We start from the raw sequence: 22,674 nt of genomic DNA on the forward strand, positions 1-22,674 counted from the left end.
CCCCACATGAAGGCTCGCAGGCCACCCGGACAACGGGAAGTCCCCCCGCCGTCTTGCTTCCTGAGACTCCTGGTGGCCCCTGGGTCAGCGTCACCACCATTTTTCATCACGCGACGCATAAAAGCCGAGAGCCAAGGATTTTGTTGTCGCGCGTTCTGACAACGAGGGGGCGAAGGTCTAAGAATGGTGATCGTGAATCTGCATGCCTTCGGGGAGTTCGTTCGCACGCATCGTCCGGCCCTGGAGGTACGGGCCGCGAAGCTGTGCGCGGGCAGCACCATCGACTCCACGGAGCTGGTGGGCGAGACGCTGGAGCGCGCCCTGTCCGTGTTCGAGCGGTTGCAGGACCAGGACACCGCCACGGTGACGCAGTGGCTGGACGGTGCCATGGGCCGCTGCTTCGCGCGGATGGGTGGCCAGTTGCCGGAGGCGAAGCCGGCGACGGCGGATCTCCAGCAGACGTTCGACATGCTGCGCGCCCGCTTCCGTGAAGTGTACGGACAGCCGGCGTTCGGCAAGCGCGCGGGCGTGACGGGCTGGCGGATGTAGTGCTGTCGGGCGCCCTGCTTCAGGGCGCCGGGCGGTGGCCGGACAGCGTCTCCACGTAGGACGCGGCCACCTGGAGGAAGCGGCCTCCGCGCACGCCGGTGAGGTACTGGCGCTTCATGGCGCGGGTGGCCCCCACGTAGAACATCGCGCGGCGGATGCGTTCGTGTTCGCGCTCGGTGCGCTGGCGGGCGCCCGCCATCCACGCCTCGATGGAGTCCAGGGCCTCCAGGCCCGCGAAGAAGACGACGGGGCACTCGTGGCCCTTGCAGGAGAACACCGTGGTGGCGCGCACGTGGTCCACGCCGCTGACCCGGAAGTCCGCCACGTCCCGCCCGCCCTTGCCGCCGTAGGCCTCCGCGGGCACGCCCGCCTTGCGCAGCGCCTCCGTGAACGACGCGGGCATGACGGGCGCCACCACCAGGATGTCACCGGGGTGGACGTGCTCCTCGCGCACCAGCCGCGCCACCTCCTTGGCCACCCAGCGCGCCTCGCTGGGGCTGGAGGCGAAGGCCTTCACCTGGGGCAGCACGCCGCCGCGCTCGGTGGACTGCACGCGGTAGAGCCCCTCCAGCGTCTCCTCCGGCAGCCACAGGAGCCGTTCGCGGGCCAGCTCTCCGGCCTTCATGTATTCGCGCATGCCGGGGTCGGTGACGCGGTGCTGGCGCAACGGATCCAACACCACGTTGAAGGCCACATCCAGGATGTCGCGCGTGGCGCGGAAGGTCTCCTTGAGCACGCGGGTGCGGCCCCGGAAGGACAGCCCTTCGGGCAGCTGCTCCTTCAGCGTGTCGATGGGCACCTGGCCGTAGACGTTCTGCGAGTCGTCCATGAACAACTGGAAGCAGCGGGACTCGCGGCCGTCCTCGCCCACGCGGGGGCGCACCAGCGCGTGCAGGGACGCCAGCGCCTTCGCGTCCATGTCCTGCGCCTCGTCCACGAAGACGGCGTCGAAGGCGTGGGGCTCCAGGCGCCGCAGCGCGCCCACGTGCTTCACCGTCACCTGGGCCTTGAGCGGCCGCACCTTCTCCGCGCCCGCGCGCACGGTGAGCGCTTCGACGAGCAGCTTGTCCACGAGCGGCGCGAGCGAGCGGTTGTAGAAGGACACCAGCACCCGGGCGCGCGGGTTCTCCAGCAGGTAGCGCGCGGCCCAGTGCGCCAGCACGTACGTCTTGCCGCTGCCAGCCACGCCGCGCACCAGGTGGTGGCCGTCGTCGAAGCGGCGCTCGAAGAGGGACACCTGCTCCTGGGTGAAGAGGGGCCCCACGTCGCGGCCGCCCTCGATTTCGCCGCCCAGGCCCACGGGCACCAGCGGGGGCGGAGGGGGCGGAGGAGGACGTGGCTGCGACGCGATGAGCTCCAGCCGGGGCGGTGTGCCCGCGTGCACGCGCACGGGGGGCAGGAGCGACAGGAAGCGCCGGGGCACGGGTGAAGCGCCGGCCTCCGCGCGCGAGGCGAGCACCAGCAGGTAGTCCTTCGCGCGGCTGGCGGCCACGTTGAGGATGGGCACCAGCGTGTGCGGCGGGAAGGGACGGCCACCGGCCACCGTGTCCACCATCACCACGTCGTACTGCGTGCCCTGCTGGCGGTGGATGGTGGAGGCGCTGAACATGTCGTGGCGCAGCCCCGCCGCGTTGCCCAGCTTGCGCAGCAGGGCCGCCTGCGCGCGGTAGGGCGTCACGCACAGCACGGTGAGGCCCAGGCGCACGGCCTGACGGGCCAGGGTGACGGCGAGCTCGGCGGACAGTTCACGCTGGTAGCCGGAGCCCGTCTCGCCGCGGCCGTGCGTGAGGCGGCGGTTGTCGCGGCTCAGGCCGTCCAGCACCAGCCACATCGCGCGCGCCGGGAAGGCGGGCACGGGCGCGGGCTTCTGGGCCCGGTCCTTCACGAGGTCGCCGTCCTCCAGCGCGCCGCCGTAGCAGAAGTGGCTCACCACGCGGGCGATGTCCGGGTGCATGCGGTGCTGGGTGCGCAAGAGCAGCACGTCCGGCCGCTCCGCGTCCTTCACCGCGTCCTCCAGGTGGGACAGGGCGCTGGCGCGAAGCCACGTCTGGGCGCCGCCGCCCGCGCCCTCCGCCGCGCGGCTCACGGGGCCAATCTGCTTGGGGTCTCCCGCGAGCGTCACCTGCTTCGCCAGCGGGGCGAGCAGCGCCGTCGCCGCGCGCGTCACCATGCCGGCCTCGTCCACGACGAGCCGCTGGAAGGTCTCCTCCCCTTCCAGCTCCGACACCAGCCGGAGCGCGCGGTGCACGGTGAGCACCATGAGGGGGCTTTCGCCCTTCTCCGCCTCCTTGAGCGTGGGGTCCTTCACGCGGCCGCGCAGCGTGCGCAGCTCCGCCTGCATCTTGGCGAGCTCCGGCGCGGCGCCGCCCCGGGAGCGCTCCAGGGTGAGTTCGCGTTCGCGCTCCTGGATGGTGTTGAGCAGCTTGCTGGTCTTGTTCTGCTCCAGCGCCACGGTGGGCAGCTTCGCCAGGGCCTCGCTCGCGCCGGTGCCGCCCCGGAAGATGCTGCGGGCCAGCGGGCGCAGGGGGATGGGGTCGCGCTCCAGGAGGGCGCTGACGCGCAACACCAGCTCGTCCGCGGCGCGGTTGGTGGGCGCCACCGCGAGGATGCGCTCGTTCGGGTACGCGCGCAGGGCCCGGGCGATGAGGTCCGCGACGGCGGTCGTCTTGCCGGTGCCGGGAGGGCCCCAGACGCAACCCCACGGCTGACGCCAGAGCCGGTCCACCGGGATGAGCTCCGCGTCGCGGGCGGAGGGCGTGGACGCGGCGGGTTCGCCCCGGGCCCGGGCCAGCGCGGTGGTGAGCGCGGGGACGCGCTCCTCGTAGGCGGAGGCCGCGGCGCAGAGGGCTTCGGCGAAGTCGTAGGGCCGGTAGCACCAGCGCTCGCAGGAGAGGACGCGGCGGTCCAGGTCGTCACCGGCGTCCGACGCCGCGAAGACACGACCGGATTCGAAGTCCAGGTGGACGATGTTCCCGGCGAAGACCAGCTCCTCGCCCACGAAGCCGAGCAGCGAGCCACCGGACCAGTCCGGATCCGCGGCGGGCACCGGCACGAGCCCCAGCACGCCGGGCCCGGCCAGCCCCACCTCACGCGCTTCCTGGAGTCGCTGCGCGCGGTACTGGCTGCGCTCCGCCACGAGCGCGTCGCGCAGTTCCTCGGGAAGGTAGATCGGCGCGACCCACTGCTCCCTGCGGCGGCCGGAGGACACGGCGGCCTGCATGGCCTGACGTTCGGCGGGGGTGACGTCCCCGGAGGAGGACACGTCCCGGGCCGGGGCTTCTTCGGGAGGGGGGATGTCGGCGGCATCATCCACGCGCTCGAGCTCCGGCGCGGGGGCGGCGCGTGTCATGGCCTTCGGTGCGTCCTCGCGCGCGGGCTTCGGCGCGGAGAGCCTCAGCGCCGCGGTGCGAAGAAGGTCGAGCGTGGCGGGGCGGGAGGTGTTCCCGCGAAGGACGTTCAGGGCCACGTCGTCGCGCACGACGCCCGACACGGCGGCTGGCGCGAAGCCCTCACCCGCGAGCCCGGAGGTCGAGACCTCCATGCCCGCGTCGCCGCGCATGAGGTGCGATGCCGCCTCCGGAGTCGAGGGGCCACGAAGCGTGTTCGAAGCCGCGGCCTTCGGGGCCGGGTCCTCGCGCACGAGATCCGAGCCAGCGCCCTCCCCGCGAGCAGTCCCGGACGTCAGCGCCTCCTCACCGGCCTCCGGCGGCGGCCACGCCGGACGCACCCGGAGCACGGGGGCCACGTGCCCACCGGCCTCGACGTCCGTGTCGTACTCCACGCGGAGCACGGGCATGAGGTCATCCGGCGCACGCTCGTCCCGTGGCGCCGCCCCCTGACCCGAGTCCTCGTCCGTCCTGCGCATCATGAGGGGTGTTCGCGACGTGGCCCTTCCTCACCTTCGGAAGCGGCGGCGCCGGGAAGCCGGCCAAGCTAGGGGAGGCTCCGATCTGCGTCAACGCACGCCGTGGCTCCCTCGCACGCCTGCACCCCTGGTGAAGCCCCCTGCCCTTCACGCACGACGGCCCGGGCCGCGCGAACCTCCGCGCATCCCCGGGCCGTCCCACCCTCGAACCCGCGGTGCGTGCCGGAACTACAGCAGCGAGCAGAGCAACCCGCTGCCCGTGCCCGCCGGGCACGCCGTGCCCTGGCAGTACACCGGGCCCAGACCCACGGAGAGGATGCCCTGGAGGCTGGGCACCTTCACATTGCAGGTGCTGGTGGTCGCGTTGCCGAACGCGTCCTTCACCTCATAGACCATCGTGTACACGCGGCCGTTGCCCAGCAGGCCGGACTCCGCGCGCAGCTGCGCCGACTTGCGGTCCGCGCTCAGCTTGATGTCCCTGCACGCCAGCAGCCGCAGCCCGGACAGCGCATCCTCCGCCTCGTCCGACACGATGCGGACGATGGAGCCCGACTGCTGGAGATCCAACGGCACGCCGCAGCTGTCCGTCGCGGGCTGCGCGCAGTCCGCCAGCGTCACCTGCTTGTACTCCGCCCCGGTGGAGAACGGCAGCACCAGGTCCTTGCTCGCCCCGGCCACCGGCGCGGTCGGGTTCGTCACCGTCACCGAGGCCGAGCACGTGCTCGACTCCATCCCGTCCGACACCGTCAGCGTCACCGGCGTCACGCCCACCGCGTAGGGACCCGCCGGGCTCTGCGAGAGGCTCAGCGCCTGCGGGAAGAGGTCCACGTCGTACGAACCGTTGTTGATGGACGCCTGGGCGGCGCACGCCGACACCGTCACGTTCTTGCAGAGCGCCACCGGCGGCTGGTTCACCACGCAGCCACCACCAGACGCCAGCGTCACCGACGCGGTGTTGTTCAGCTCGTCGTCCTCCGGGTAGAAGCCGAAGTTGTCCGCGACCACGAACAGCTTCTGCGTCCCCTCCGGCACCTCCACCACCGCCTGGAAGGGATAGCGCTCCTTGCCCACCAGCCAGGGCACGTTCACCGTCGCCAGCAGCGTGCCGCCCTGGGCCGGGTCCCCGGCGTAGATGCCCGCGATCGACGGGTCGATGCCCGTGGGCGCCTCGTTGCGGATGGCTCCCGTCACCGTCAGGACCTGGCCCTCGCACGTCACCCCCAGCTCGGAGACGCCCAGGTCGATGCCCGTCAGCGCCGCCTCGGACTGACCAAGGGCCGGCCCCTCGTCAGGGGCTTCGGTGCCACAGCCAGCGAGCGTCACGAGGGCGGCGAAAAGTGAAAGCGGACGAAGGAGTGACATGTCTGTCTCCAGAGGATGCGAAGCCTGCGGGTGGGTACGGACCTGACGCCAGACATTGACAGCCAGGGCCCGTGAACATTCTTTGCCACAGGCATAATTTTCTAGCAATACCCGAAAGACTGTACCCGGGCCCGGAGTATCCAGACACCCACTTGGAGCCCAAATGACCCATGGGCTGTCTTTGCAAGGAATTGGCGGTTGTCAGCACGGAATGTCTGGCGTTGAGTACGACTGCCGGTGCACCCGCCCTCTGGGGTGGGGGCTGGGGGGCAGGGAGGCAGGCGGGCGTGACAGTGGACAGAGCCCTGCCCGATGGGGTTGGGTGGCCCCGCCCCGCTTCGTTGGGGAGGACCCCATGGCCTCTGTCACCCCTCGCTACGCCCACCCGTTCCTTCCCGTCACCCGCGCCGACATGCAGGCGCGAGGGTGGGAGCAGTGCGACATCATCATCGTGAGCGGCGACGCCTACGTGGACCACCCGGCGTTCGGCCCGGTGCTCATCGCGCGCTTCCTGGAGGGCCGGGGCTTCAAGGTGGGCATCATCCCGCAGCCGGACTGGCACTCGGCGGAGCCCTTCAAGGCGCTGGGCAAGCCCCGGCTCTTCTTCGGGGTGGCGGCGGGCAACCTGGACTCGATGCTCAACCGGCTGACGGCCCAGAAGAAGAACCGCTCGGAGGACCAGTACAGCCCGGGCGGGCGCACCAACTGCCGGCCGGACCGCGCGTCCATCGTCTACGCGCAGCGCTGCCGCGAGGCCTTCCCGGAGGCGCCCGTCGTCCTGGGGGGCATCGAGGCCAGCCTGCGCCGCATCGCGCACTTCGACTACTGGAGCGAGAAGGTGCGCCGCTCCATCCTCTTCGACGCCAAGGCGGACCTGCTGGTGTTCGGCATGGGCGAGCGGCCCATCTGGGAGATCGCGGACCGGCTGAACCGGGGCGAGCGCATCGAGGACCTGAAGGACATCCGGGGCACCGCGCACCTCATCAACGACGCGGCGATGAAGGCCCTTGAAGCGGACCCGGCGAAGCGGGCCGCGGACCGCGACAAGGTGGTGGTGCTGCCCTCGTATGAGGAAGTGGTCGCGGACACGCGCGCCTTCGCGGTGATGAGCCGCGACTTCCAGATGGAGACCAACCCCGGCAACGCGCGCGCCATCGCGCAGCGCCACGGCAACCGGGCCATCTACATGAACCCGCCCGCCCGGCCGCTGGAGGACGGCGCCGGCATGAAGCCCGGCGACACCGCCACGGTGGCGATGGACGAGCTGTACGACCTGAAGCTCAACCGCGTGCCGCACCCGATGTACAAGGAGCCCATCCCCGCCTACGAGACGGTGAAGCACTCGGTGGTGCTGATGCGCGGGTGCTTCGGCGGCTGCACCTTCTGCTCCATCACCGAGCACGAGGGGCGCGTCATCCAGAGCCGCTCCGCGCAGAGCGTGCTGCGCGAGGTGCGCGAGGTGCGGCGCATGGGGGACTTCCGGGGGACCATCACGGACCTGGGGGGCCCCACGGCCAACATGTACAAGCTCAAGTGCAAGAGCGAGGACATCGAAAGCCGCTGCCGCAAGCTGTCGTGCGTGCACCCGGGCGTGTGCGAGAACCTCCAGACGGACCACGGGCCGCTCATCTCGCTGATGAAGCAGGTGCGCGAGGAGCCGGGCATCAAGCACGTCTTCATCGCGAGCGGCGTGCGCTACGACCTGGCGGAGCGCTCGCCGGAGTACGTGAAGGAGCTGGCGGCGCACCACGTGGGCGGCCAGCTGTCCGTGGCGCCCGAGCACGTGTCGCCGCGCGTGCTGGAGAAGATGAAGAAGCCCGGCATCGAGAGCTTCGAGCGCTTCCAGAACATGTTCGCGTGCGCGAGCGAGGACGCGGGCAAGGAGCAGTACGACATCGCCTACTTCATCAGCGGCCACCCCGGCTCCACGCTGGAGGACATGGTGATGCTGGCGCAGTGGCTGAAGGAGAAGGGCAAGCGGCCCCGGCAGGTGCAGGACTTCATCCCCACGCCCATGTCGGTGGCGACGGCCATGTACTACACGGGCCTGGACCCCCTGAAGATGGAGCCCGTGTACACGGCGAAGGGCCTGCGGGAGAAGCGGCTGCAGAAGGCGCTCCTGCTCTACTGGAACCCGGAGCACTGGCCGCTGGCGCGCGAAGCGCTGCGGCTCGCGGGCCGCGCGGACCTCATCGGCCGGGGTCCCAACGCCCTGGTGCCCCCGGAGTCCGCCGCGGAGGCCGCGCGCCTGCGCCGTGCCGGGGATGGCGCCGGGGAGGACCAGGGGCTGGCGACGAACGCCTGGCCCCGTCCGGTGCAGCCGCGCCCGTCGGGACGCGGTGGAGGACGCACGCCGCGTCCGGGCCCGCGCGGACGGCCGTAGCCCTTGGCTTTCGCTCGGGGGGGTGGCTCGGGTATAGGGTGCGCCGCTTTTCAAGCACCCAACACCGTCGGAGCCACACACCCATGCCCAGGACCTCCCAGGAGCAGTCGCAGGAGCGTCACGCGTTCCTGCTCGACCTCTTCCGCACCCAGCCCGACCTGAGCCGCCAGGACGCCCTGGAGAGCTTCAAGGACCGGTTCGGCGCGACCATCAACCTGCGCACCTTCAACGAGCTGCGCGAGCAGGCGAAGAAGGACCTGTCTTCCAGCCCCGCCGCGCCCGCGCACAAGGAGCCCGAAGTGGAAGCCCAGGACGAGCGCCCCGAGGTGACGACGGAGGACGCGAGCGCGCTCCTGAAGGCCGCGGCCGTGCCGGAGCTGCTCAACGGTTCGGCGCCGGCGAAGAAGCCGAAGGCCAAGGGCCCGGGCTCGCGCAACGTGTTCGTGGACGCGCCGCAGGAGCACCTCCAGTTCCTGGAGCGCATCGTGCAGCAGCTCCAGGAGGCCGGCGCCTCCAACGTGCGCATCGACCACGGCACCGACCGGTGGATGGTGCTGGTGGTGGACTCCAAGTAGTCCGACCCTGTCAGACATCCCTTCGCGGTACGCGGGCCCGCCTCCTGTCTGGGAGCGCGGGCCCTGTCATTTCAGGGCAGGCAATGCGGCCCCGTTCCAGGTTGGATGGAGGGATGACGCGTGCACCCTCCCTCCTCGCCGCCCTCCTGATGGCCGCAGGCTGTGCCAGCCGACAGGTGCCTGCCCCGGAAGCGGCGCCTTCATCCCCTTCCCCGACTCCCACCAGGACCTGGACCGCGACGCTGCACCAGGACCACCCGCTGGTGGGCCGCATCTGGGATGTGGCGGGTGGAAGGTTCGTGGACGAGGCGGCCCTGCGCACGGCGGTGGCCTCCACGCAGTACGTCCTGTTGGGGGAGCGGCACGATCATCCGGACCATCACCGACTCCAGGCGGAGCTGGTCCGCGCGACGGTGCACGCGGGCCGGCGCCCCGCGCTCGCGTTCGAGATGCTGGATGTCACCCAATGGTCGACGGTGGCGGCGTCGCTGAAGAAGCACCCGGATGACGCCGAAGCGCTGGCCCAGGCCCTGGACTGGGCGAACAGCGGCTGGCCGCCCTTCAGTCTCTACGCGCCGGTGTTCAACGCGGGCCTGGAAGCGCAGTTGCCCATCGTCGCCGCCAACCTGCCCCGTGCGCAGGTGCGTGAGCTGGTGATGAAGGGCCCGGAGGCCCTGCCCGTGGAGCTGCGCACCCGGCTGCGGCTGGACGCGCCCGTGCCCGAAGCCGAGGCGAAGGCCGTCCGCGAGGAGCTGGACCGCTCCCACTGTGGACACCTCCCCCAGGAGATGCTGGAGCCCATGGCGCTGGCGCAGCGGGCCCGCGATGCGATGATGGCGGACCAGTTGCTGGGGCTGGCGGTGGGCAACGGCGCGCTGCTCATCACCGGCAACGGACATGTGCGCAAGGACCGGGCGGTGCCCGCGCACCTGATGCGCCGGGCCTCGGATGCGAAGGTGCTGAGCGTGGCCATCCTGGAGGTGTCACCGGAGGCCCTGAAGCCCCAGGACTACGCCACCCCCGTGGGCGCCGCGTCCCTGCCCTACGACTACGTCTGGTTCACGCCCGCGATGCCGGAAGACGACCCGTGCAAGACATTGCGGGAGCGAAAGCCGAAGACGACCCCATAGCGCCCCGGCCAGGCTTCTCCCGTGTCCTCGAAGAAACCCGGCCCCGGAGATGGCCTACACAACATCAACTTCGAGCGCAGGGGCAGGAATGAGACGATACCGTTCCTGCGTCTTCAGGGACCGGTGCCGCGCCAGACGGACCAGCGCGACGCCCTCGATGAAGACGAAGGCTGACGTCTTGTGCTGGTAGGGGTCGAAGACTCCGGAGCGCTGTTGGCGCTCCATCCAGGCCGCCTGCTCCTCGATCATCCCTTGGAGGCCTGCATCGAAGGCGTCTCCATCCGAGGAGGACAGGGCCTTTACCACGTCGAAGCGGTACGACTGCCCACCCTGAAGGCAGCGCTCGCAAGCCTCCAGTTCCGCGTCCAGGTCGTCGCGCTGGAGAAGCATGGCGACGAGCGCACCGAAGTAATGGAAGTCCTCTTCGGATTCCATCCGCTGCATCCAGGTGGGCGTCATCGCAGCCGCGATCTCCCGGGCGAGGTCCCACGCCCCCACGGCCATCGCGTCGAAGAGGGGCTCTCCCTTGCTGCGTGCCAGGTAGTAGAGATCGGACTCCGGGCAGCCATTCCGGCGCGCCAGCAGGTCCCGGTAGAGCTTCGCCGCCTGTCCGAGGGCATCGCGGAAGCCCTCTTCGTCCAGCTCCGACAGCAGCAAGCCACAGCCATACTGCCGCCAGAGAGAAGCCGTTTCCAAGACCCGCTTCGCATCCGGCTGAGCCAAGGGCGCCTCAAGCCGGGGCATCCGCTGGCTCAAGAGGAAGAGGAGGTTGTCGAGCACCGAATCCATGGGAAGTGGCCTAACCCGGGATGGGCGTGCCCACGGGATGGACCGCGAGTCCGGTGAGCCCTGCCTGCTGAAAAGCTTCGAGGAGATCGGAGCGCAGCACCATCATCTCCGTGTACTCCGCGACCCGAAAGAGCTGTGCGTCGTCTGGAAGAGAATCCTCGCGCAGATGCAAGCGATTGACCTCCGCGAGTTCGTTTGCACGACCAACGCGGCGACGATACTTCGATCGCTCGAAATCAAGACACGGCACACTCACCAGCGGATTGGCGATGGCATAGGACTCCCGGACGCGCCGGCCCCGCTTGTCCAGCAGAACGAAGGGCAGCAGCTCCACTGCCTCCCCGACCAGTCCACGACTCGCAAGGACCTCGCGCACCCGCTGGGAGACGTAGAGCACACAGTCCGGGTTGTCGATGAAGTCCGTGAACATGTCGCCGGCTTCTTCATACAGACTGAGTTCGGTCGTCGGTGGTAGGTAGGACGCCATGGGGACGCCGTCGCTCAAATAAAAGTAGTCCTCGACCTTGTCCGGGAGGTCAACCACTTTGACCGCGCGAGAATCGAAGGCGTGTCCAAACGTGTAGTAGGTGTAGGGCATGGTTCGTGGCTTAGAGGATGACGGCCGTGAGCTGCGCACCCGCCGGCATGGTCTTGACCTGCTCCAGCAGCGTTTCCGACAATGCGTTCAGATCGTTGAGGATAGCGACTTTGATTTCTTTCGGATGCTCCTTTTGACGGAGTTCCTTATCAATCATCTTCCGCAACTTGCGCAGCCGATCTTCAAGGGATGCCTGATAGACAGCGTGCTTCGGCACGCCCCATGGGCAGTGAGCCGGAAGCCCCACGATAAGTGACTCGAACTCCTGCTGGGGCAGCAGGATCATGTTCTTCTCATTGTTGATGTTCCAGCGAGAGATGAGGATGATCTTCACCACCTGATCAGAGCGTGTCGTCCCGCCCGGGGAGCCATTCCCAACGACCCATTCCTCGACCGCACCGATGGGGATGAGATGATGGTAGTTGTGCTCGTACGGATAGAAGGCGCCATAGCCGCCCTGCAAGTTGTTCTGGCGGGGCTGGAATTGCGGGCGACCTCCAATTTTCAGCCGCTGGTTGGGTACGGGGGACAGGTGCTTCGCCCCGATGTGCCAGCCTTCGGGCCCGCGACTCAGCCAGTACAGCGAGCTTCTCGCCTTCTTGAAGAAGTCCGACAAGGTGAGCTTGCGCTTCGAGCCGGCGCTGTCAGGGAAGCGCCTCCAGGTGCGCTTCAGGGCCTTGCTTCTCAGCCCGAAGTCTTCTCCCACCAGCCGCATCCTCTGGGCGATCTTCTGGTGGTCCTTGTTATAGAGCGCGCTGCGCTCCGCCAGGGACACCTTGTAGCCATTGGACATGTGGTTGCATGGATGGGAACTCCACCCCGCGTTGTCCGTGAGGGTGTGCCTCCAGAGACAGCCGAATCCGGATGGCCGGTCCGTGTGGTTCAGCGTCTTCGGGTCCCAGGCCAGGTGGTTGTCACTGGAGGCCATGCGCGTTCACTCCCGTGGGCGAATGAGGAGACCTGAAGCCACGCTGCCGGTATCGGACCTGGACCATATAAGGATCTCGTCTCCGTGGGCGTAGTCCCTGACAAACGAACGTGTGGCGGCGGCCACCGAAATCGCGCCACTGACAGCTCCGGTATCGCCCAGGGAGATCGCCGGCCAGTGGGTCCGAGCCCCGGCCAGCACGGGTCTCGCACGAAGTCGCGCCAGGGCCATGCCCCACTCCATGGCACGCGACTCTTCTCCATTGAGATCGCCGTACACGTCTCCAACCCGGTTGGACCTCTCCAGCGTGCGTTCAAGAACCTCCGCGAGGCCCAGCACGTTCGGTGGGCCCTCCCGGGGCAAATCCGCATCTGGGATGTCGCGCACGTGAAGCGCCTCCACGCGTGCTTCCACCCGTGCTCCTGGTCGCCCTACTCCGGCTTCACCTTCGACCAGCAGTGCCGCCGCGGCTTCTCCGGGCATCAGGCCCACCGGATGTTGCGGCGTCTTGAGGCGTCTGCTCATGGCCAGGGCTTCGAGGACGTCCAGGTCACGCGTAAGGCTGTCGACGGCGACGATCAGTGCCCTCTGGAACCGGCCCTCTGAAAAGGCAGCGGCAGCCTCCGCCATCGCCGCGAGCACGGAGATGTTTCCGCGAGCCACGACACGCTGCGAACCGGGACGGATCCCCAGCCGGGTTCGACGCATGATCAGGGGAGCAAGTCGTTCGCGGAGAAGCAGCTCCGACTCTTCCTGCATGGGCGTTCGAGCCCCTGGAAGGCACAGGAACAACCCCGTGCCCTCCCAGAAACGCTCATCGTCTGGAGCGAGCTTTGTGTAGGCGAGGAGGTCTCGAATGGCTTCCTCCGCGAGCAGTCCATACAGCCCCAGGCCCACGAAGCCATCACTGAGCCCCCGGAGGGGATGCCCCACGACGGGCTCCACCCCAGGCTCGTCTCCCGTGGAGGCAACCTGGAGAGCAAGCGGATGAGGCCGGGACATTCCGCAGCGGAGCGCGGCACAGCCAGACACCACACCATGGCCCAGCGTGCACACCAGGCCCAATCCCGTGATGGACAACGACATGGGATGGACCCTAACACAGACGCCCCTAAGGCAGCGGCACCTCACGCGTGCACGCGAACTCCAGGGGCGGCGGACCGGCGGAATCCGGCAGCCGGTGGATGAACTTCAGTTGCAGGCGTAGGTGCTCGAAGGCCCCACGTCAGCGACCGTCAGCGCGCGGCACTGCATGACCGCGCCCCGGGCCGGGAACCGCTTCGACGTATAGGCCCCCATCGCATTCCGGATGAGCAACGGATCCACGAACGTAACGCCCGTCGCGGAGCCCACCTTCGGCCAGGCGATGTTCTCCACATACGTCTGGTTCGACGGGGCGTAGAGCCAGAACGCGTTCCCGGTGAAGTTCACGATGATGTTCTCCTCGTAGTACCCATTCTGCGGCAGCTCCGAATAGGTACAGCCGGGCGACTCCATCTTGTTGCCGCCAACCTCGATGGCGTTGTCGGACGTGCCCACGATGGTGTTCGCGACGATTCGCACCGAGTCCGCGGGCCAGTGGTAGCAGTCGGCCGTCTTCTTCCCGCTGGGAAGCATGATCGCCGGCCCGTTGACCCCTTCCAGGTGGTTGTCGTGGATGGAGTGGAAGGACTCGTGGACCCGGATGCCCATCGCGTTGATGAACCAGTTCCCGTAGACCTCCGCGTGGGTGCCCATCCGCAACACGAGCCGGTCCTCGGTGTTCCGGAACGTGTTGAAGCGGAAGATGTTGTGGTTCGTCTTGCTTGAAATCATCTCCGCCGACGGCGCGATGTCCTCGAACAGGTTGGACTCGACGACGGTCCTCAAATCTCCCACCGTTTTGACGTCTCCAATGATGCCAGACCCCAGCTGGATGGATTCCCCGTTGTTGCTGCCGGCGGAGGACTTCTTGCCGTAGAACAGGTTGTAGGCAATCTGGTTGTCGACGTTCGCGCAGTTCGTGGCATTGCAGGTGAGGCGGATCCCCTGCGCCGGCAGGTTCTCGAAGCGGTTGCGGAGCAGCCGGTTCCGCGCGCTCGAGTTCTGGAGCTTGATGCTTCCATCCGCGACCGTGGGCTCCGGGCCTGAATCAATCAGCGCGTTGTGCCGGAACTCGCAGTCCTTGGCGCGGTTGAACGAAATCACGTTCTGCTTCCGAGCCCCACGCCAGACAAACCCATCCACGATCAGCCACTCACCGGAGATCGTCAGGGCGGACGCCCCGGTGAAGATGACCTTCCCACGCGTCTGGGCGCGCAAGGTGATGGGCTGCGTGGCGGTGCCGTGCTGCGTGAAGTTGATGCTCGCGCCGTCGTAGGTCCCGTCGCGAACGACGACCTCCCCTCCAGGCAGGGCCGCCGCGATCTGCTGGTTGATCTCCGCGACGGTGGTGGCCAGCGCGGCCACCGGCGAGGCGGCCGGGGCGGCCCCGGACGTCACGCTCGCCCAGGCCGGGACGGAGAAGACGAGCGTGACGGCTGAGACAGCGGTGAGACAGGAACGAAAGATGGCGCGGGTGCCGTCCTGATGGACAGGGGTGGACAAAGCCGTGGGTGATTTCACAACAAGCTCCAGCTGGGGGGATGTCTCCGTTGACAGCCCCAGAGGCTAGGACACTCCGCTCTCCGACTCCATGGAAAATCATGCATTAACTGATAGACCTACTTTCCAGCGAAGGCCATCCCGCCTCGCGCAAGCAAAGGACTCGATGTGTCCAGACGTGCAACCCTGCTGCTCGCCCTGGCGTTCGTGACGAGCGGCCTGCTGACTCCTGAGGCCCGGGCGGCGACCGTCACCAACTATCGCGGTGGAAACACGCCGGTGTATTCGCGCACCTCGTATGACTACGTGCCCAGCGTGATGAAGGACGGCGTCTACCGCATGTGGTGGTGCGGCGGCATCGCGGGCGATTACATCCTCTACGCGGAGGCGGACTCGCTGGCCGGCCCGTGGCACGCGCGCGGCTCCACGGTGGCCAACAGCTACAACACCGTGTTCCGCCCCACGGGCAACGCCGCGCAGTTCGACGGCATCCATGTCTGTGACCCGTCCGTCATCCGCGTCGACGCGACGTACTTCATGTATTACGGCGGCTACGGCGACGGCACCGGCACCACGATGATTGGCGTGGCGTCCAGTCCGGACGGCCTCAACTGGACGCGCCTCAACGGCGGCAATCCCATCATCGTGCCCGCGCGGGACTACCGTCCCCTGCCCAACAAGTACGGCGCGGGCCAGCCGAGCGTCACGCACATCAACGGGAAGTTCCACCTCATCTTCACCGACTCCACCGGGTACGCCGTGGACGGCAACGGCGGGGGCCAGTTCGTGCTGCGCTCGTCGGACCCCACCTTCCAGACGGGCGTCGAGGAGCTCACCGCCACCGGCTTCGCGCCCAGGACGGAGGCGAACCACACGCGCCACTCCCTGCTCGCCGCTTTCTCCGTGGACTGGCAATACATGGACGCCAACGACACCTTCGCCATCGCGGTGGATGGCCCCACCGCCAGCGGCACCCGCGTCTTCCTCTTCAACAGCGCGCTGAGCCAGCAGGTGGACCAGTTCGACATCAGCGGCACGTGGACCGAGGGCCCCGCCATCGTGTCCCGTCCGGACAAGCACGCCCTGGCGTCCTCCACGTGCGGCACGGTGCCGGTGGACATCCTCCGGTCAGTGGGCCCCGGCGGGCCCGACACCTGGAACCTGGCCCGCGGCGGAGTGGACCTGCTGACGGGACGCACGTGCGAACAGGTGCCGCAGGGCCGCGTGTACGAGGGCTATCTCCTCCAGAGCCCGGGCCTGCCGCTCACGCTGGCGCGCGGCGGGGTGCGGCTCCAGTTCGCCCTGGCCGCGCCCGCGCAAAACCTGTCGCGCAATGCCATCGCCGTCTCGTCGGACGTGTTCCACCGCATCCCCTACGGTGCGTCCATGACCTCGGGAGCGCCCGTCTACGGCGCACCCGGGCGCCCCGCCGCCTTCCGCCTGGATGACGGGCGGCTGTGGCCGGTGAGCTGCCTGGAGGCCATCACCTCCAACAACTCCTCCATCGCGAGCCTCAGCGTGAGCCAGTGGGATGCCTATGCCACCGGCCCGGCACTGCACTGCGTGAAGTAGTCCCCGAGCCCGCGGGAGCGGATGCCCCCGCTCCCGCGGTACGTCCATCGTCCCGGGGGGCCACCCTCTGTCCTGTCCATGAGGCCATCCGCATGCCGCGCGACAGAGGCGGCGTGGCCGCCTGGAGGTGCCACCGCCACGCCGCGAAGATGGCGGTCGACTTCATCGTTGGCACCAACCGCGGGACCAGGGGTGCTGCATGCCGGATGTCATCGTCGTAGGCGGTGGTATCGCGGGCCTCACGGCCGCGCACGAGCTGGTGGAACGCGGCTTCAAGGTCCATGTCTTCGATTCGCGGGCGACCTGGGGCGGCAAGGCCCGCTCACAGCCGGTGCCCGGCACCGGCACGGGGAACCGGCGTGCGCTGCCCGGTGAGCACGGCTTCCGCTTCTACCCCCGCTTCTATCGCCATGTGATTGACCAGATGCAGCGGACTCCCGCCGCAGGCGCGCCGGGCCGGACCGTCGACCAGCACCTCAAGGCGACCACCGAGAGCGCCATCGCCCTGATTGATGAAGACACGTGGTTCCGCTTCTCCCGGCGTCGGCTCGACAAGCCCTACGAAGTCCTGGAGGCCCTTGAGCTGTTCTTCCAGAAGCTCGACTTCGAACCGACCGACGGCGGCCTGTTCGGCCTCAAGATGCTCCAATTCCTCTCATCGAGCGACGAGCGCCGGATGGGACAGTACGAAAAGCTGTCGTGGTGGGACTACACGCAGGGCGACCGCTACTCCGCGAAGTTCCAGCGCCAGCTGCGCGCGGTGCCACGCACGATGGTCGCCATGGATCCACGCCGAGGCTCGGCGCGGACCCTTGGCACCATCACCATGCAGCTGCTCCTCGACTTCGCCTCCAGCGGGGTGAACAACGACCGGACGATGGGCGGCCCCACGAGCCAGATGTGGCTCGAGCCATGGGTCACCCACCTGCGCGGCCTGGGCGTCCAGTTCCACGCCGGCGTCCGCTTCACCGGGTTCGACGTGTCCGAAGGACGCATCTCCCGAGCACGCTTCGACCAGGGCGGGCCTCGCACCGCCGACCACTACGTGCTCGCGGTGCCCGTCGAGGCGGCGCACGCGCTCATCACACCGGAGCTCGCCGCGCTGGACCCTGCGCTGGCGCGCCTGCGTCAGGCGGACGTGGAACAACTGGTGGCGTGGATGGTGGGGATCCAGTTCTTCCTGTACGAGGACGTGCCCCTGGTCCGCGGCCACATCTTCTATCCGGACTCCCCCTGGGCGCTGACGTCCATCTCGCAGCCGCAGTTCTGGCGCGAGCTGGGACTGTTCCGCGGCCAGTTCGGGGACGGGCAGGTCGGCGGGCTGCTCTCCGTCGACATCTCGGATTGGGACACGCCCGGCACCTTCGTGCCGAAGCGGGCCAAGGACTGCTCCCCGGAGGAGATCAAGACCGAGGTCTGGGGACAGCTCAAGGCGGCGCTCAACGGCGGGGACGTCGTCGAGCAGGTCCTGACGGATGCCCTGCTGCACTCGTTCCATCTGGACGCCGACCTCGACTACAGCGCCGGCCTGCCGCCGGCCAACCCGTCGCGGCTGCTGGTCCACCCCCCACGCTCCTGGGAGGCGCGTCCCGAAGCGGCCAGCGCGATTCCCAACCTGTGCCTCGCGGGGGACTACGTGCGCACCCACACGGACCTGGCCACCATGGAAGGCGCGTGTGAAGGGGGCCGCCGGGCCGCCAACGCCATCCTGGACCGGGTGGGCTCCAGGGCGCCCCGCGCGGACATCTGGCCGCTCACGGAACCCTCGGAGCTGGAGCCCTGGAAGCGCCTGGACGCGGCGCTGTATCAGAAGGGCCAGCCGCACCTGTTCGAGCTGCTCGGCCTCAAGACCGCCTACCAGGCCGCCGACACGCTGCGCCGGTTCTCCGCGTTCACGGGCTTGAGCGAACTCGATGACTGGATGGATCAGCTCCGGGTCACCGCGGTGGTCGACAGCCTCCTGAAACGCATCGGGGCGCGCTGACGCCGCTCATTCGCGGGACGGCGCCGCGGGCCCCGGGCGGGGCGTGTACACGTTGGCGCTCACCGAGCGGGCCGCCGCGGTGATGCCGATCAGGCTCTCCGCGTGTCCCAGGAAGAAGTACCCCGTCTCCGGAAGGCGCTCGAGCAGCCCCTGGATGACGCGCACGCGGGCCTCCGCGCCGAAGTAGATGAGCACGTTGCGGCAGAAGATGATGTCGAACCTCCCGGTGGGCCACGTGGCCGGGTCATGCAGGTTCGCGCGGGCGAAGCGCAGGGGCTGGCGCACCTCCGGGCCCGCCAGCATCAATCCCTCCTGGCTGCGCACGCCGCGCAGCATGTACTTGCGCAGGAGCATGGGCGGGATGGTCCGGGAGCGCTCCAGGTTCCACAGCCCCTCCTCCGCGCGCTGCACGGCCCACGTGGACAGGTCCGTGGCGACGACCTCCAGATGCCAGCCGGAGTCCGGGGGGAACGCCTCCAGCAGCGCCATCGACAGCGAGTACGGCTCCTCGCCGGTGGAACACCCGGCGCTCCAGACGCGCAGGCTGCGGGGACGCAAGCCCCGCGCGCCCTGCGCGGCCCACTCCGGGAAGACGTGGTCGCGCAGCAGGTCGAAGTGCCGGGACTCGCGGAAGAAGGACGTCTCGTGGGTGCAGAGGCTGTCGAGCATCCGCACCTTCTCCGCCTCGTTCCCCCGCGAGGTGACGTACGCGTGGTACGCGGCGAACGAGTTCAGCCCCAGCTCCCGCAGGCGCCGGGACAGGCGGTTCGCCACCAGCGCGTTCTTGGCCATGGACAGGTGGATGCCCGTCTCCGCCTCCACCAGGTGCTGGAACAGCATCAGCTCCGAGTGCGACAGCGAAGGAGGCAACGCTTGCGCCCATGGCTCGTGCCCGCTCATCCCCTCACCTGTTGCCCGGTGCTTCCGGAAGCGGGGCGGGCGCGGCGACGGGCGCGGCGGCAGGGAGCTCCTCGGCGGCGGTGGTCAGCCGCAGCAGCTCTTCCAATGACAGCAGCCGGTCCAGGTCCAGCAGCAGGATGAACGTGTCGCCATGGCGGCCCATGCCCCGCAGGAACTCCAGCCGCACGCGGGTGCCGAAGGCGGGAGGAGGCTCGATGTCGTCGGCCCCCAGCTCCAGCACCTCGCGCACGGTGTCACAGAGCAGCCCCAGCACCGTCTGCTGGCCGTCGAGCGACACCTCCACGATGACGAAGCAGGACCAGCGGGTGATGGGCCGGGCCGGGAGCCCGAACTTCACGGCCAGGTCCACGACGGGCACCACGCTGCCACGCAGGTTGATGACCCCCTGCACGGCGGCGGGCATCCCCGGCACGCGGGTGACGGGGCGGTATTCGATGATCTCCCGCACCCGCAGGAGGCCCACGGCGTATTCCTCGCCCGCGAGCATGAAGCTCAGGTAGCTGGACCGGCCGCCGCTGCCCGGTTCGATGGGTTGGTTCATGGTGGGCGTCTCTCCCCTAGAACCGCTGGAAGTCCTGCTGGGTCGGGGCTTCCGCGCCGTTCTGGAGCCGGGACAGGGCCGTGGCGGAGGCGAGCGGCCCCTGCGCCGCGGCCTGCAGTCCCCGGGCGGGCGAGGCGGGCAGCCGGGAGGCCATGGGACGTGACGGGGCGGAGGACGCGTTGAAGCCGAAGCCCTCCACGAGCCGGAAGAACGTCATCATCTGCAGCAGGGACTCCGCCTGGGTGGCCATCTCCTCCGCGGTGGAGGACAGCTCCTCCGCGGCGGAGGCGTTGCGCTGGGTCACCTGATCCACCTGCGTCATGGCGCGGTTCATCTGCGACACGCCAATGGACTGCTCCCGCGAGGCATTGGTCACCTGCTGCACCAGCTCCGACGTGCGGCGGATGGCGGGCACCAGCTCGGACAGCAACTGGCCGCTGCGCTCGGCGACCTTCACGCTGGAGGTGGCCAGTCCGCCAATCTCCTTCGCGGCCTTCTGGCTGCGCTCGGCCAGCTTGCGCACCTCCGTGGCGACGACGGAGAAGCCCCGCCCGTGCTCCCCGGCGCGCGCGGCCTCCACCGCGGCGTTCAGCGCGAGCAGGTTCGTCTGGTAGGCGATCTCCTCCACGATGGAGATGCGCTCCGCGATGGCGTTCATCGCCTCCACGGTCTCCTTCACCGCCCGGCCACTCTCCTCCGCGTCCCGGGCGCCCTTCACGGCCGTCTGCTCCATCTCCCGGCTGTTCTCCGAGTTCTGGCGGATGCTCACGTTGAGCTGCTCCAGGCTGGCGGTGGTCTCCTCCACGGAGGCCGCCTGGGAACTGGTGCCCTGGGACAGGCCCTGCGCCGCGGAGGCCACCTGGAGCGACGCGGACGACAGCGAACCCGCCGCGCCCCGCACCTCGCTGATGACCCCCGACAGCCGTTGGATCATGTCCCGCATGCTGCCCATCATCCGGCCCGTCTCGTCGGTGCCCCGGGCGGTGATGTTCGCCGTGAGGTCGCCGGCGGTGACCTGCGTCGTCACCTTCACGGCCTCGGTGAGCGGCTGCACGATGCTGCGGGTGAGCAGGAAGGAGAGCAGCCCCGCGAGCACGACGCCCACGATGCCGCCCGTGATGATGACGTTGTACAGGTCCTGCGCCATCGCGGAGGTCCGGGTGGTGCGCTCGAGCAGGAGGGCCGCCTCGTCGTCCGCCAGCTTGGTCAGCATCATCCGGATGCGGTCAGCGGTCTGCTTGCCGCGCGCGGCCTGCTCCACCGCGATGAGCTGGGCCAGCTCCCCGCGGCCCGCGTTGACGTCCCGGCGCTGGGCGATGAGGGGCTCCAGGTGCTGGGTGATCCACTGCTGCATCAGGTCGCGGATCTCCTGCTGGCGGTCCTGCTGGCGGCGGTCGCGCTGGGTGAGTTCGCGGATGCGGTCGATGTTCTGGGACACGCTCAGCCGGGCCTGGTTGTAGGGCTCCAGGAACTTGTCATCGCCGGTGATGAGGAAGCCGCGCTGCCCTGTCTCCAGGTCCGCCATGTCCCCTTCCAGGGTGCGCACGGCGATCATCATCTGCTGGCTCTCCGTGTCGCCCACCGCGGAGGTCGCGACCTTGTCGAGCGTCGAATAGACCACCGTGACGATGCCGATGATGATGGCGACCATCGCGGTGAAGGCGAAGACCAGCTTCGCGGTGGATGGCCCTTCGCACCAGGGAGGGCGTGTCCAGCAGGAGGCCCACGCGCCCGTCGCCCAGGATGGTGGAGCCGGAGATGCCGGGGATGCCCTGGAAGAGCTTGCCCAGGGGACGGATGACGCGCTGTCCCTCCCCCTGCAGTTCATCCACCGCCAGCCCCACCACGCCATCCGGGTGCTTCAGCACGACGACGTTCTCCCGGGCCGGCATGCCGCCGCCCAGGGAGAAGACCTGGCGCAGCCGCAGGTAGGGCAGCGGCTGGCCGCGCAGCGACAGGACGCCGGAAGCGCCCGAGTCGCGCTCCTCCGCGGGGACCTCCATGCACTCCTGCACGCCCTCGATGGGGACGACGTAGACCTGGTCGCCCACGCCCATGGCGAAGCCCTGGATGACGGCGAGCGTGAGGGGCAGGCGCAGGGTCAGGGTGGTGCCCTTGCCCTCCTGGCTCTGCACGGACACGGAGCCGCGCAGCGCTTCGATGTCACGGCGCACCACGTCCATGCCCACGCCGCGTCCGGACAGCTCCGTCACCGCGGCGGCGGTGGAGAAGCCGGGCTCGAAGATGAGGCGCAGCAGTTCGTCGTCGCGCAGCCGTTCGGGGGCCGCCACCAGCCCCTTCTCCCGGGCGCGCTCGCGCACCCGTTCGCGCTGGATGCCCCGGCCGTCGTCGGACAGCTCCACCACGACGCTGCCGGCGTCATGGTAGGCGCGCAGCCGCAGGTGGCCCCGGGGGTCCTTGCCCGCGGCCCGGCGCTCATCGGGGGACTCGATGCCGTGATCCAGGGCGTTGCGCAGCAGGTGGAGCAGCGGATCCCGCAGTGCGTCCAGCACCGCGGTGTCCAGGGTGGCGTCCTCGCCCTCCAGCTCCAGCAGGGCCAGCTTGTGCTGGGAGCGCGCCAGGTCGCGCACCGTGCGCAGGTGCTGGCGGAACAGCGGCCCCACGGGGACCATCCGGACCTTCATCACCTCTTCCTGCAGCTCCTCGAAGAGCGGATCCATCTCCCGCTGCTGGGCGAGCGCATCCTCCCAACTCGCGCCCGAGTCCTCCGCGCGCGCCAGGAACTGCGTCATCCGGCCGCGTGCGACGGACAGCTCCGCGGTGAGCGTGACGATGCGGTCCAGGCGCTCCAGGTCCATCCGCGAGCGGCCCCGCTTCCCCCCACAGGACTCCGGGATGCGCGGAAGGGTGGCCGGAGCCAGGGGGGCGGAGGC

The 22,674-nt window shown here is 69.2% G+C and carries 17 protein-coding genes; 6 read left to right on the forward strand and 11 right to left on the reverse strand.

The genetic code is table 11. The annotated features are described in order from the left end of the window. Positions 1–183 precede the first annotated feature (183 nt). On the forward strand, positions 184–549 hold the full coding sequence (locus D7X74_RS22625; RefSeq protein ID WP_120535075.1) for a hypothetical protein: 366 nt from the start codon (positions 184–186) through the stop codon (positions 547–549). A 19-nt stretch (positions 550–568) separates the two neighbouring features. Here D7X74_RS22625 and D7X74_RS22630 read toward each other — a convergent pair whose 3' ends face one another. Together D7X74_RS22630 and D7X74_RS22635 are read right to left on the reverse strand one after the other, a co-directional pair. Then, on the reverse strand, positions 569–4,345 hold the full coding sequence (locus tag D7X74_RS22630) for an AAA family ATPase (protein WP_370450790.1): 3,777 nt from the start codon (positions 4,343–4,345) through the stop codon (positions 569–571). Between the two features lie 297 nt (positions 4,346–4,642). After that, entirely contained in the window at positions 4,643–5,776 is a 1,134-nt protein-coding gene (locus tag D7X74_RS22635) for a hypothetical protein (protein ID WP_120535076.1), read from the reverse strand. A gap of 355 nt (positions 5,777–6,131) precedes the next feature. Between D7X74_RS22635 and D7X74_RS22640 the strand changes: the two genes are divergently transcribed. From D7X74_RS22640 to D7X74_RS22650, 3 genes are all read left to right on the forward strand, one after another. Further along, a complete protein-coding gene (locus D7X74_RS22640) occupies positions 6,132–8,159 on the forward strand; it encodes a YgiQ family radical SAM protein (protein ID WP_120535077.1) in 2,028 nt (675 codons plus the stop codon). Positions 8,160–8,242: 83 nt separating this feature from the next. Then, positions 8,243–8,734, forward strand: coding sequence for a hypothetical protein (locus D7X74_RS22645; protein ID WP_199732905.1), 492 nt, complete (start codon positions 8,243–8,245; stop codon positions 8,732–8,734). Positions 8,735–8,847: 113 nt separating this feature from the next. Then, entirely contained in the window at positions 8,848–9,864 is a 1,017-nt protein-coding gene (locus D7X74_RS22650; RefSeq protein WP_120535079.1) for a ChaN family lipoprotein, read from the forward strand. 54 nt (positions 9,865–9,918) lie between these two features. Here D7X74_RS22650 and D7X74_RS22655 read toward each other — a convergent pair whose 3' ends face one another. The 5 genes from D7X74_RS22655 to D7X74_RS22675 form a co-directional block, all read right to left on the reverse strand. Beyond that, on the reverse strand, positions 9,919–10,653 hold the full coding sequence (locus tag D7X74_RS22655) for an Imm49 family immunity protein (protein WP_120535080.1): 735 nt from the start codon (positions 10,651–10,653) through the stop codon (positions 9,919–9,921). Between the two features lie 10 nt (positions 10,654–10,663). After that, a complete protein-coding gene (locus D7X74_RS22660; protein WP_120535081.1) occupies positions 10,664–11,251 on the reverse strand; it encodes an imm11 family protein in 588 nt (195 codons plus the stop codon). 10 nt (positions 11,252–11,261) lie between these two features. Then, a complete protein-coding gene (locus D7X74_RS22665) occupies positions 11,262–12,044 on the reverse strand; it encodes a hypothetical protein (protein ID WP_233602204.1) in 783 nt (260 codons plus the stop codon). A 141-nt stretch (positions 12,045–12,185) separates the two neighbouring features. Beyond that, the gene (locus tag D7X74_RS22670) at positions 12,186–13,124 is read right to left on the reverse strand and encodes a hypothetical protein (RefSeq protein WP_233602205.1); all 939 of its coding nucleotides are present in this window, start codon (positions 13,122–13,124) and stop codon (positions 12,186–12,188) included. A gap of 246 nt (positions 13,125–13,370) precedes the next feature. Next, the gene (locus tag D7X74_RS22675) at positions 13,371–14,765 is read right to left on the reverse strand and encodes a chondroitinase-B domain-containing protein (protein ID WP_158622279.1); all 1,395 of its coding nucleotides are present in this window, start codon (positions 14,763–14,765) and stop codon (positions 13,371–13,373) included. A 165-nt stretch (positions 14,766–14,930) separates the two neighbouring features. On the opposite strand from D7X74_RS22675, the gene D7X74_RS22680 reads away from it, so the two are divergent. Both D7X74_RS22680 and D7X74_RS22685 read left to right on the forward strand, forming a co-directional pair. Beyond that, positions 14,931–16,334 (forward strand): beta-xylosidase, encoded by a 1,404-nt coding sequence (locus D7X74_RS22680; protein ID WP_120535085.1) that lies wholly within the window; start codon positions 14,931–14,933, stop codon positions 16,332–16,334. Between the two features lie 199 nt (positions 16,335–16,533). Beyond that, positions 16,534–18,318 carry an FAD-dependent oxidoreductase gene (locus tag D7X74_RS22685; protein ID WP_120535086.1) on the forward strand — a complete coding sequence of 595 codons (1,785 nt, stop codon included), beginning with the start codon at positions 16,534–16,536 and terminating at the stop codon, positions 18,316–18,318. Between the two features lie 6 nt (positions 18,319–18,324). On the opposite strand, the gene D7X74_RS22690 is transcribed toward D7X74_RS22685, so the two are convergent. The 4 genes from D7X74_RS22690 to D7X74_RS22705 form a co-directional block, all read right to left on the reverse strand. Then, positions 18,325–19,218 (reverse strand): protein-glutamate O-methyltransferase CheR, encoded by an 894-nt coding sequence (locus D7X74_RS22690; RefSeq protein ID WP_120535087.1) that lies wholly within the window; start codon positions 19,216–19,218, stop codon positions 18,325–18,327. Positions 19,219–19,222: 4 nt separating this feature from the next. Further along, on the reverse strand, positions 19,223–19,780 hold the full coding sequence (locus D7X74_RS22695; protein WP_120535088.1) for a chemotaxis protein CheW: 558 nt from the start codon (positions 19,778–19,780) through the stop codon (positions 19,223–19,225). 16 nt (positions 19,781–19,796) lie between these two features. Continuing rightward, positions 19,797–21,338 carry a methyl-accepting chemotaxis protein gene (locus D7X74_RS22700; RefSeq protein ID WP_370450792.1) on the reverse strand — a complete coding sequence of 514 codons (1,542 nt, stop codon included), beginning with the start codon at positions 21,336–21,338 and terminating at the stop codon, positions 19,797–19,799. After that, positions 21,256–22,674: chemotaxis protein CheA (locus tag D7X74_RS22705; protein ID WP_370450791.1), on the reverse strand; the 1,419-nt coding region annotated here is incomplete at its 5' end. The genes D7X74_RS22700 and D7X74_RS22705, both read right to left, overlap by 83 nt.

This window comes from Corallococcus sp. CA047B, from assembly GCF_003612065.1.
GTDB lineage: Bacteria > Myxococcota > Myxococcia > Myxococcales > Myxococcaceae > Corallococcus > Corallococcus praedator.